This is a genomic window from Mesorhizobium sp. WSM4847 (genome assembly GCF_055811335.1).
Genome location: NZ_JBVVPY010000016.1, coordinates 100,921 through 111,357 on the forward strand (window position 1 = coordinate 100,921; position 10,437 = coordinate 111,357).

The 10,437-nt window shown below is 57.3% G+C and carries 8 protein-coding genes; all 8 read left to right on the forward strand.

The features are described from left to right. The first annotated feature begins 54 nt into the window (after positions 1–54). The 8 genes from AC0L28_RS22615 to AC0L28_RS22650 all read left to right on the forward strand — a co-directional run bounded on the left by AC0L28_RS22615 (position 55) and on the right by AC0L28_RS22650 (position 10,321). On the forward strand, positions 55–1,692 hold the full coding sequence (locus AC0L28_RS22615) for a DUF927 domain-containing protein (protein ID WP_473480256.1): 1,638 nt from the start codon (positions 55–57) through the stop codon (positions 1,690–1,692). Positions 1,693–2,315: 623 nt separating this feature from the next. Further along, on the forward strand, positions 2,316–4,688 hold the full coding sequence (gene hsdR / locus AC0L28_RS22620) for an EcoAI/FtnUII family type I restriction enzme subunit R (protein WP_473480258.1): 2,373 nt from the start codon (positions 2,316–2,318) through the stop codon (positions 4,686–4,688). Further along, complete coding sequence (locus AC0L28_RS22625; RefSeq protein WP_473480260.1) at positions 4,675–6,231, forward strand: type I restriction-modification system subunit M; 1,557 nt, start codon at positions 4,675–4,677, stop codon at positions 6,229–6,231. The genes hsdR and AC0L28_RS22625 overlap by 14 nt, the downstream gene beginning before the upstream one ends. Then, entirely contained in the window at positions 6,228–7,415 is a 1,188-nt protein-coding gene (locus AC0L28_RS22630; protein WP_473480262.1) for a restriction endonuclease subunit S, read from the forward strand. Before AC0L28_RS22625 ends, AC0L28_RS22630 begins: the two co-directional genes overlap by 4 nt. A 209-nt stretch (positions 7,416–7,624) precedes the next feature. Next, positions 7,625–7,729, forward strand: coding sequence for a DUF4238 domain-containing protein (locus AC0L28_RS22635; RefSeq protein ID WP_473480264.1), 105 nt, complete (start codon positions 7,625–7,627; stop codon positions 7,727–7,729). Between the two features lie 417 nt (positions 7,730–8,146). Next, entirely contained in the window at positions 8,147–8,965 is an 819-nt protein-coding gene (locus AC0L28_RS22640; RefSeq protein ID WP_473480266.1) for a reverse transcriptase domain-containing protein, read from the forward strand. Between the two features lie 158 nt (positions 8,966–9,123). Continuing rightward, positions 9,124–9,591: a hypothetical protein gene (locus AC0L28_RS22645; protein WP_473480268.1), complete on the forward strand. Its 468-nt coding sequence runs from the start codon at positions 9,124–9,126 to the stop codon at positions 9,589–9,591. Between the two features lie 172 nt (positions 9,592–9,763). Continuing rightward, complete coding sequence (locus tag AC0L28_RS22650) at positions 9,764–10,321, forward strand: recombinase family protein (RefSeq protein WP_473480270.1); 558 nt, start codon at positions 9,764–9,766, stop codon at positions 10,319–10,321. The last annotated feature ends 116 nt before the right edge of the window (positions 10,322–10,437 follow it).

The window sequence follows — 10,437 nt, forward strand, 5'->3', positions numbered from 1 at the left end:
GACGCTAAACGCCAATTTCGGCGAGGCGCACAAAAAGGTGGGAAGGGTGGGAAGGTGGGAAATCCGGAAAGAAAGATGCCAGTAGATCAGGAAAAGGCCGAAAATGAACTATTGGCAAACGGTCCACGCATTCTCGACAAGGTGCGTGACCAAGAAGGCCGCATCCACTACAGCTATGGAACCGACAACGCGGCGATGTGGTTTTCGGCCGCTGATCTTGTGAAGGACGAAAAGACCGTTTTCGCCGATCTGGTAGATTCCGGGTTTGCTTTCCACTCTCTGGGTGCGCGAAGGGCCTTTTTGGCGCAGTTGGACCAGCATTCGAGTGTTCGCGATGCCCTCGTGGCCAGCAGGCCGGGATGGCTGACTGACGAAATCTATGTATTTGGTGACGGCAACGTGGTTCGGGAGGATGGCCTCGATAGTGAAATCCTAATTACCTTCAAGCCTGACGTCCGGTTTACGCCGGTTGGCGAAATCAAGGAGTGGAAGGCAGGTGTCGAAAAGATCGTTCGCGGCGAGCCGCTGGCGACCTTTTTGCTGTCTTACGCTTTTGTCGGCCCTGTTTTGCGCTTTGCGCCATCCTATGTGCCCAACCCCTTCGTGGAGCTCGTGGGGCCGCCGGAATGCGGCAAAACCACATTCGCGATCCTGGCCGCAAGCGTCTACGCAGGAGACCCTAGCAGTCATGTAGGAGGTGGCGACACATACAACTTCACCGAGATGTCGTTTGACGACCTACGCGGGCTCTCCCGCGACTCCATGCTTCTCCTTGATGAGCAGAATGAAATGGACACATCGCTTAAGTCGTCCGGCAAAATGGCATTCAAACAGTCGTCGTCCTCGGGCCGACGCAGGTTCGGACAGAAACCGGAAAAGGGCGTCAACGTAGCTCTCATCTCTACAGCTAACGAGGCATCGAAGGACGCGATGCAAGGTGCAGCCGACGTAGTTGCCGCCGCAGGAAGCCGTACATGCACTGTCGCGTTTAAAGGGCCGATAATGACCCTATGCCCGGAGGGATTCTCTGAACCGCAGGAGGCGATGCATGAGCTTAGGAAGTTGTGCGATCAGCAGTACGGCAGGGCGGGACGCAAGTTCATTCGGGCCGTAGCAAAACACACGAAGGCTGGCGGGGCAAAAGTTCTTCGTGAAAGGATCGAGCTGCTCATGGACGAATTCCGCTCCCGAAATAGGAACAACGGCGGACCTGCTCGAGTCCTCAATACGTTTGCTCTGACCTACGCCGCCGGTCGATTAGCGCAGGAATGGGGGGCGCTGCCTGCTTTTGTTCACACCGTTTCGGAAGCCGTGCAAACCATCTTCGGTTTGGCCAGCCCGATAAGTGCAAATTCCCGGTCTAGGGATATCGATTGGGCGATTGAACAAATTCGGCCGGTCCTGGCGAAGTATGCCGACCGGATCAAAGATCTGAGCCTTGGCGTTCGCCCGAACCTGATCTGGGGTCCGCCCTTCGCATATCTGAAAAAGGACGACGAAGGGGAAATCTACTATGTGCCAACTGCAGCCCTTCAATATGAGTTGGGTCAAGACTGCAGCGCAGTCCTGCAGCTATTGAAGGCGAACGATCGGCTGCAGTTTGAAGGGGGGAAGAAGACGAAGCTATCAATCAAAGCGCCAAGCTTCGTCCCGATCAATGGCCAGAGAGTTTACTGCATAAAGATGCGGTAGGTTGGCAGGGAAGCTGGAGTTCCACGCCGCATTTTTGATGCGATCCGGGGTCAGGCAGCCAGGACGGTTGCCGACACTTACGGCGAAGTCACGCTGAAGACCATGGCAGGGGAAATTGCGAAATTGAGCACCTATTCGCTCGAAGCTCTCGAAGAGACCTCCCGTACGGCGTAGCTCCTTTTTGCCGATCTAGCGACCGCTACTGTGTTCGTCGACGCCTATTCAAATCTGATGAGCGGCATAATTTCCATTATCCGAAAGCTGCTCGTGTACACCGAAGATGTCGGCGGTTCGAGCCGTCATCGCCAACCGCCCTACCAAATTTTTTTATTGCTGGGCACTCCTTGCAGTCCAGGTGGACAACCATCACTATCTTCTTTTCTCCTATCTTCTATGTAGTCAGTCAGACGCGACTCACGGGGGGCGCATGGCCGACGAAATCTTGACGATCCGGGAGGTTGGGTGAGCTTCTCGAGGTCAATGAGAAGACCGCCTACATGATCGCCTGGCGGGCAAAATTCCGGGCTTCAAATTCGGCGGATCGTGGCGCTTTGAGCGGCATGAAATCGCAAGCTGGATAAAGCGCAAGGTAGAGGAGCAGCAAAGGGGGAAGCGGGGGAAGCATGACGAACGAAGCCGACACTTGCCGAAAATTCGTCGTGCCCAAGCTGCAATCTGCTGGTTGGGACAACGGTCGCCATTCCATCGCCGAACAGCGCACCATCACGGATGGCCGTGTCATTCCGGTCGGTAAGGGCTTTGTCCGGAAACCACCTAAGCGAGTGGATTATCTGCTGCGCTACACGCGGGACTTTCCGTTGGCCGTAGTAGAGGCAAAGGCCAGCTACAAATTCGCCACCGATGCTGTTCAGCAGGCCCGCGACTATGCAGAAATCCTCGGGCTCAAATACGCCTACGCCACCAACGGCAACGAGATTATCGAGATCGACTATTTCAAGGGGACGGAAACGCGCGTTGCCGATTTCCCCACACCTGATGACCTTTGGCGGCGCTATCAGGTGGGCAGCGGAATCGATACGCACGAGCGCCTGGAACATCTGATCGCTCCCTACAATACGGTGGGTGGCAAGCCGCCTCGCTACTATCAGCAAATCGCCATCAACCGTACGGTCGAAGCCATCCTTGCCAGAGAGAAGCGCCTGCTTCTCACCATGGCGACGGGAACGGGCAAGACCATCGTCGCCTTCCAGATTTGCTGGAAGCTCTGGTCGAGCCGCTGGAACACGACCGGAGAGCATCGCAAGCCGCGCATCTTGTTCCTTGCGGATCGCAACATCCTCATCGACGACCCGAAGGACAAGACCTTCACGCCCTTCGGGGACGCGCGCCACAAGATCGAATCCGGCGAGATCGTCAAAAGCCGGGAAATGTATTTCGCCATCTATCAGGCGCTTGCCGAGGACGAACGCCGCGCCGGGCTTTTCCGCGACTATCCACCGGACTTCTTCGACCTCATCGTCGTCGATGAATGCCACCGGGGAAGCGCGCGGGACGACAGTTCATGGCGTGTCATCCTGGAGCATTTCAAGCCAGCCTATCAGCTTGGCATGACTGCCACGCCGCTGCGCGAGGAAAACCGCGACACCTACCTTTATTTCGGCAACCCGATTTACGAATACAGCCTGCGCCAGGGCATCGACGACGGCTTTCTCGCGCCTTACCGGGTGCATCGCGTCGTCACCCAATGGGACGCCGCCGGATGGCGGCCCAGCAAGGACGAGGTGGATCGCTTTGGCCGCACGATTCCCGACGATGAATACCAGACCAAGGATTTTGAGCGGGCCATCGCTTTGCGCGCCCGCACGGAAGCCATCGCCCGCCACCTGACTGACTTCCTCAAAAAGTCCGACCGCTTCGCCAAGACCATCGTGTTCTGCGTCGATCAGGAACACGCCTCGGAAATGCGGCAGGCTCTGGTCAACCTCAATGCCGACCTTATAGCGCAGTATCCCGACTATGTGGCGCGCGTCACCGCCGACGAGGGCGCAATCGGGCGCGGCCACCTGTCCAAGTTCCAGGACCTCGAAACCAGAACGCCGGTTATCCTCACTTCGTCGCAACTGCTGACGACCGGCGTTGACGCACCGACCTGCAAGAACGTCGTTCTGGCGCGGGTCGTCGGGTCCATGAGCGAGTTCAAGCAGATCATTGGACGGGGGACACGCCTGCGCGACGATTACGGGAAGCTGTGGTTCAACATCCTCGACTACACCGGCTCGGCGACCTTGATGTTCGCCGACCCGGACTTCGACGGCGATCCGGCCCGGATCACAGAAGAAGAAGTGAACGATGCCGGGGAAACCACCGCGACGACGGAGATCGTCCCTGAGGGGCAAGAACCGGAGCCTGTCCTGCCCGAGGAAGGCGAACCCGGCGTGATCGAACCGCCGAATGGTGAGCCGCGCAAATTCTATTTCGACGGAGGCCAGGTCGAAGTTGTGGCGCATCTGGTCCACGAGCTTGATCCGAACGGCAAGCAGCTTCGCGTCGTCAGATACACTGACTATGCAGCCGAAAGCGTCCGTTTACTCGCCCCGACCTCCTCCGAGCTTCGCAAGCGTTGGGCGGATGCAGGCCAGCGCAGCGAGATTATCGCCGCGCTGGCCGAACGTGGCATCGACTTCGATGTGCTGGCCCAACAGACGGGCCAGACCGACGCCGACCCTTTCGACCTGCTTTGCTATCTGGCCTTCAATGCGCCGCTTCGCACCCGGCGCGAGCGGGCGCAGCTCCTCAAGGCCGAGCGCAAGGATTATTTCGAGAAGTTTTCTCCCGAAGCGCGTCAGGTGCTCGACGAGCTTCTGGAAAAATATGCGGAACACGGCGACGCGCAGTTTGTCTTACCGGACGTGCTCAAGGTTCCGCCCATCTCAACCCACGGCCAGCCCGCCGAAATCATCAAACTGTTCGGCGGCCCCGACGAGCTTCGCCGGGCCGTGAACGACTTGCAAGGACTACTCTATGGCACGAACTAAGAAGAACGGTGCGGACGCCGCACCAATGACGACCTCTCAGATGCTGGGGAGTCTTCTCAAGTCCGCGCGCGACATCATGCGCAAGGACAAGGGGCTGAACGGCGACCTCGACCGTCTGCCGCTTCTCACCTGGATCATGTTCCTCAAATTCCTCGACGACCTTGAGCAGCAGCGTGAGGAGGAAACCGCGCTGTCGGGCAAGAAGTTCAAGGCGGCCATCGAGGCTCCCTATCGCTGGCGCGATTGGGCCGCCGATCCGCAGGGCATTACGGGCGATGAACTGCTTTCCTTCATCAATTCCGAGGAAGCCGTGCGCGCCGACGGTGAGAAAGGCCCCGGCCTGTTCGCCTATCTGCGTTCGCTCTCAAGCTCGAACGGCGATAACCGCCGCGACGTAATCGCCACCGTGTTCAAGGGCGTCGATAACCGCATGAAGAGCGGCTATCTGCTCCGCGACATCATCAACAAGGTTGGCGGGATTCATTTCACGTCGTCGGACGAGCTTCACACTCTCGGCGCACTTTACGAATCCATGCTCCGCGAAATGCGGGACGCGGCGGGCGACTCCGGCGAGTTCTATACGCCGCGCGCCGTCGTCCGCTTCATGGTGGGAGTCACCGACCCGCGCCTTGGCGAAACCGTTCTCGACCCAGCCAGTGGCACGGGCGGCTTTTTGGTGGAGGCGTACAACCACCTTGAAAAACAGGTGAAGACAGTCGCCGACCGCAGGCGCCTTCAAGACGATACCATCACCGGCTGCGAACCCAAGTCCCTCCCTTATCTGCTATGCCAGATGAACCTGCTGCTGCACGGGCTGGACGCGCCGCAGATCGAGCCCGACAACGCCCTGCGCTTCAAGCTCTCCGAAATCGGCGAGAAAGAGCGCGTCGATGTGATTCTCACCAACCCGCCCTTCGGGGGTGAGGAGGAAAAGGGTATCCAGGGCAACTTCCCCGAAGACCGCCAGACGGCGGAAACGGCGCTGCTGTTCCTGCAACTCATCATGCGCAAGCTAAAGCGCCAGCCGACTCCCATGGGGCGCCCGGCGCGGGCTGCTGTGGTCGTGCCGAATGGAACGCTGTTCGGCGACGGCGTTTGCGCTCGCATCAAGGAAGAGCTTCTCAAGGAGTTCAACCTTCATACCATCGTGCGGCTGCCCAATGGCGTGTTCGCTCCCTATACCGGCATCCCGACCAATATCCTGTTCTTCGACCGCTCTGGGCCGACGAAGGAAATCTGGTATTACGAGCAGCCATTGCCCGAAGGCCGCAAAAATTACACCAAGACCCTGCCGATGCAGTTTGAGGAGTTCAGGGGCTGCATGGCGTGGTGGGCAAAACGCGAGGAAAACGATCAGGCGTGGAAAGTGCCCGCCAAGGAATTGTTGGACGGGGGCTGTAACCTTGATCGCAAGAACCCTCGCGCCAAGGTGGATTTTGAGCATCTTCCGCCCGATCAACTCGCCGACGACATCCTCAAGAAAGAACTGCGGATCGCTGACCTGATGCGAGAAATCAAGGTGGCTCTCGGGACTGCGGCATGAACAGGGCGTGGGCAACAGTTCAACTCGGGGATATACTCACGGAAAGACGTGAAACGCCACCAGACATCGAGCTTTTTACAGGGGACATTCGTATCGTTGACAAGGTAAGTTTCAACGATGGGCGAATCCATCTTCGCCAGTCTCAGGACACCAAGACAGGGATGATCCTTGTTAGGCCGGGAGACATCTTGGTTTCCGGCATTAACGCCGCTAAGGGCGCGATTGCGCTTCACGAAGAGGGGCCAGCCCCACTCGCTGCTACGATACATTATGGCGCGTATCAGGCTGATTCATCGAGAGTTAGTGCGAAGTATCTTTGGTGGTTGCTTCGCAGCAATTTTTTTCGAGATCTACTTTCAACTCATGTGCCTGGTGGCATAAAAACGGAACTCAAAAGCAAGCGTCTTCTGCCCATACCAGTCCCGCTCCCGTCCCTCGACGAGCAACGCTTCATCGTGGCTCGCATCGAGGAGTTGGCCGCGAAAGTAAAGGAAGCCCGCAAGTTGCGATTGTTGGCAACTGAGGAAGCTGGCGCTCTCCTATCATCCGATCTTGGCGCGACGTTTCAAAAACTTGCCAGCCAATGTCCGGTGCAGCCACTCGGTGAGGTTTCATCGCACGTTGTCGACGGGCCTCATCAAACTCCCACATATCTGTCTGATACAAAAGGCGTTCCCTTCGTCACCGTTAAGAATATGGTGACCGGAAAGCTTTCGTTTGACAACTTGAACTACGTATCTCTGGGGGATCATCGCGAGTTTACACGGCGTTGTCGTGCAGAACGGGGCGACGTTCTGTATTCCAAGGACGGAGCAACAAAGGGACGGCCTTGCTTCATTGATACAGACGCGGAATTTAGCTTTTTTGTTAGCGTCGCGCTCATCAAGCCCTTGCGTGATCGTCTTGATGGTCGATACCTCACCCATCTTCTCAATTCCTCTTGGATTAAGGATCGGATGATCGACAAGTCGCGCGGTGATATGATCCCACATATAGTCTTGCGCGAAATTCGAGCGTTCCCTGTACCCCTGCCTTCGCTCGATAAACAACGGCAGATCGTCGCCGAACTCGACGCATTTCAATCCAAAATCGAATCGGTGAAGGCGCTCCAAACCGAAACCGCCGCCGAACTGGACGCCATGCTTCCCGCGATTCTCGACAAGGCGTTCAAGGGGGAGTTGTGAGCCGTGAGCGCCACGACCGCACATCAACGTATACCCTGAAGTGGCGCGACTCTGGGACGATGGCCAATGCAAGCCGCCAGGTATTCGCGGTGGCCGAACGAGTTTGCCAGCTATCGCTGATGGTAGGTGACAACCGGTGGAAGACAGTCGCGACCGGCTAACTTTCCCAACTGGAAAGAGGCTACGTTGCCGTGCGAGGGCGGCACCGCATGGATCACCATTACATTCCACAATTCTACCTGCGCCCTTGGCTCGGCGCCGACCATAAGTTGCAAGAATTCCGTCGCGGTCACAAGCGACCGGATTCAGTCTAGTCGGTACGGCACAAAGGTCACGGGCCATGTGCCCGCGCCCCGTCCCCTGGCTTCGCCTCCGAACATGCCTACTTGCCAAAAAAGTTAGACATACCCCGGATCAGCGCCATTGAATTGTCGCAACGGCATCAATATGTCTCTGGCGACTTCGGCGTTAGGCTGCACCCTCGCGCTGGTCCATGTAGCTTGGTGGGACCTTCGGGAAGCACCGGGGGACTGGACTTCGAGATACCCTCTCTCAGTTGACAACTCCATCGTGATGATGAGGTTGCAGGTCGGCCGAGGTCTAGCAATGGAGAACGCCGATGAAGAAACATCTGAAGCGCCTTCACCTTGCTGAATCAGTCCTGACGGTCACGCTTCTGCTGCTGCAGAATGCCGGAGCCATCATTGAACTGATCAGCAAGGTGGTCAACTATGCCCGAGACATTCGAAAACTTCCGTCATTCCTACTGGAAGAAGGGAAAGCCCATCTTCGTTCCGAACGCCTTCAGCTCGGAACTCGGCAAGAAGCTAAAGCGTAAAATCAACGCAAATTATAGCTTCGACAGATTCATCTACCATTTTAAGGAGGGCTCTCATGTCGCCGCCCTCCATCGGCACAGGAAGAATAAATTCTTCTGCCGGGTCGACATCAGTCGCTTCTTCTACAGCGTCAAACGCAACCGGGTGAAACGCATCCTAAAAGGCATAGGCGTCTCCAAGCCGGAATATTATGCGAAGTGGTCCACCGTGAAGAACCCGTTTGAGGGCGGCGGCTACGTCCTGCCCTATGGTTTCGTGCAGTCCCCTATCTTGGCTACGCTCGTCCTTGCGGAATCTCCCATAGGCGTTTTCCTGCGCGCTTTGCCCGGTAGCATCACGCCGTCCGTCTATATGGATGACCTGTGCCTATCTGGCCCGGACCAGGCTGAGCTGAAATCCGCGTTCGGCGACCTCGTCGCCGCTGTCGCGGAAACCGGGTTCGTTCTGAACACGGACAAGACGCGCGAACCCGCCGAGCAGATCGACATCTTCAACTGTTCGCTTGAGAACGGTAGCACGGCGGTCCTGCCCGAGCGCATAAAGGAGTTTTATGCCAGCGAGCATTTGGAGCCTGCTGCGATACAGTCGTTCGAGACCTACTGCGATATCGTAAAATCCAAGACCTGGCGCATTGGCGAGTCCAAGCGGCGCCGCAGAAAAGCCTACGAGGCGAGCAAGAAGAAGGCGAAGCCACCGGTAGCGACCGCCTAGCCTGCGGGGGTCCAATTCCTGCCCCCAAGTATGGGCTCCGGCCCGCGAAGCCCAGTAACTGAAAGTACGGCCGGATATTCTGGCGTTCCTTCAGAAGGAGGCGGAGTTCTTGGTTGTGGATTGCCTGTGCGCTCCACCTGGCCTGCGCGACAGCGCCTATGTTTTCTGTTCTGTTTATTATTTGGGCGCGCGGCTGGCGAATCGCTCCGCCAGAAAGAGCAGATATGACCGACCAATATGAGCTCACGAGAATTTTCTGCGCAAAGCCCCAGCAATTTGCCTGGTTCATCGGAGCAGGAACATCCGCAGTGGCGGGCCTGCCCACAGCTTGGGACATCATCTGGGACTTGAAGCGACGGCAATATTGCCGCGAAGAGAATCAGGAGATATCCCGACAGGATGTTCAGCTAGGAGCGATAAGAACACGCATCCAGAGTTATTTGGAATCGAAAAGCTTCCCGCCTGAAGGCGACCCGACAGAATACACGAGGTATTTCGAGAATATCTTCGGAGATGATAAAGAGCGCCAGCGGCAGTATCTGACGAGCATTCTTTCGGAAGACAAGGTTACGCTTTCCGTTGGCAATCGGGTCCTCGGAGCGCTTCTGGCCAACAATATCGAATAGGTCGATCTGTGCTTAGCGGAGTGGTGGAGCCTCGGTATGATCGCGCTCGAGGCACCTCAGGGTATGCCCTGAGGTGACGTAACACGCCCTATCCTGCACCATGTAACATCGGAGTTGACATCGACTATTTGTGACAAGCTAGCCTCGGGCCTAAACCTTGAGGTGACAATACATGAGCCGGATAGGCTACGCCCGCGTCAGCACTATTGATCAAGACCTCGAAACGCAAATCGCCAAGCTGAAGGCCGAAGGCTGCGGCATCATTCGCTCCGAGAAGGTCTCTGGGGCAAGCCGCGACGGTCGGGCCCAACTTGCCACAATCATCGACTTTCTCCGACCCGGCGATGAGCTAGTGGTCACCCGCCTCGACCGTCTTGGGCGCGACACGCGGGACGTTCTCAACCTAATTCACGAGTGCGAGCAACGAGGAGCATTCGTGACGGTGTTGGACCCGCATGTCTCGACCCGTGGCGACATGGGCCACATCGTTCTGACGGTCTTGGGCATGGTTGCACAGATGGAACGGCGGTTTATCAAAGAGCGGCAGCGTGAAGGGATCGAAAAGGCGAAGGGCAATGGCGTCTATAGGGGTGGGAAAGCTCGTATTGATCACCAGCGCGTTCTAGAACTCGACCGCGCCAAAGTGGGCGTCTCCGAAATTGCGAGCTTCATAGGGTGCTCGCGAATGCAGGTTTACCGGATCCTCAGACGATCCGCCAAGATTGCCTAGCTTACCGCAGCTCTGATCGAACTGCCGCCGCCGCGACCGGCATCATGAAGGGTAAGCTCATGAGCCCAAAACAAAGTACGGGCCGCCGGTGCACCCCGAAACAGAGCAGGGGATGC

Coding starts and splice junctions, on each gene's coding strand:
- AC0L28_RS22635 (WP_473480264.1), top strand. CDS start 7,625: ATGGATCACCATTACATTCCACAATTCTACCTGCGCCCTTGGCTCGGC.
- AC0L28_RS22630 (WP_473480262.1), top strand. CDS start 6,228: ATGAACAGGGCGTGGGCAACAGTTCAACTCGGGGATATACTCACGGAA.
- AC0L28_RS22645 (WP_473480268.1), top strand. CDS start 9,124: ATGTTTTCTGTTCTGTTTATTATTTGGGCGCGCGGCTGGCGAATCGCT.
- AC0L28_RS22625 (WP_473480260.1), top strand. CDS start 4,675: ATGGCACGAACTAAGAAGAACGGTGCGGACGCCGCACCAATGACGACC.
- hsdR (WP_473480258.1), top strand. CDS start 2,316: ATGACGAACGAAGCCGACACTTGCCGAAAATTCGTCGTGCCCAAGCTG.
- AC0L28_RS22640 (WP_473480266.1), top strand. CDS start 8,147: ATGCCCGAGACATTCGAAAACTTCCGTCATTCCTACTGGAAGAAGGGA.
- AC0L28_RS22650 (WP_473480270.1), top strand. CDS start 9,764: ATGAGCCGGATAGGCTACGCCCGCGTCAGCACTATTGATCAAGACCTC.